General features: G+C 57.8%; 2 protein-coding genes. One reads left to right on the top strand and one right to left on the bottom strand.

From position 1 onward, the window contains the following. A partial coding sequence (locus tag ACOI1H_RS25960) for a hypothetical protein (protein WP_422441237.1) occupies positions 1–477 on the top strand: 477 nt, incomplete at its 5' end. A gap of 34 nt (positions 478–511) precedes the next feature. Here the strand turns inward: ACOI1H_RS25960 and ACOI1H_RS25955 are convergent. Beyond that, on the bottom strand, positions 512–752 hold a 241-nt coding region (locus ACOI1H_RS25955), incomplete at its 5' end, for a hypothetical protein (protein WP_422441236.1).

Below are 752 nucleotides of genomic sequence, written 5' to 3'. Positions count from 1 at the left end.
CTCGGCCTTGGACGCCTCATAGACGGACCCGCCATAGCCGGGGATCGCTTCTTGGCGCCGTCGCCGTCCGGTTGGCGCGCAGAGGTCCTGATGGCGCTTGTGATTGAGCCAACCTTGGAAGGGCAGGGGGCTCCAACCGCCGAACTTGGATTTGATCAACGTGACGTCGTCCGACTGTTCCCAAAGCGGCGTCTGATCAAATCGATGGCGCTCATGCGTCCGCTACCGGACGATGACGCAATGGAGCTCGGCCGCCAGATACCAGATCTTCGCAAGCCCATCGATATTGTCGAGGATTATCTCAAGTGGCTTTGGATACAAGGTATCCTAAGAGCTCGGCCCGGACTCGTAGAGGCCATACCGGCCGGCGCAATCGTTGAGAGTTGTGCGTTTTCAGGCTGCGCGCCCGATTGGTCGATTAGCCAAGATGTTGTTGAAAACATCCTGGATCGGGCAAAGGTGCAGTCAGAAACCTGAAGTCCGCTTGATGTGGCGACCTGACGCCGGCGCGTTACCTTTTGGCAACGTGAGGCATGACGCCGGTTTTAGCATGGCCTTCCGCCATATCGTCGGCGTCGACATAAATGTCGGCTGCCAGTAAGCGATCAGGCTGGTACAGACCCAGTCGCTGAGCGATCTGGTGCATCCTGTTAGGACGATTATGCATCTCGGACATCAGGAGGGCACCCGCACAGTGCTGCTCGACCTTACCGATTGTCTTGTGGCAGGAGAATGTCACCTCATCCACGAGC

The organism is Loktanella sp. DJP18 (assembly GCF_049310965.1).
Lineage (GTDB): Bacteria > Pseudomonadota > Alphaproteobacteria > Rhodobacterales > Rhodobacteraceae > Loktanella.
The sequence above is the reverse complement of the archived record's forward strand: the minus strand, read 5'-3'. Positions and strand labels throughout refer to the sequence as shown.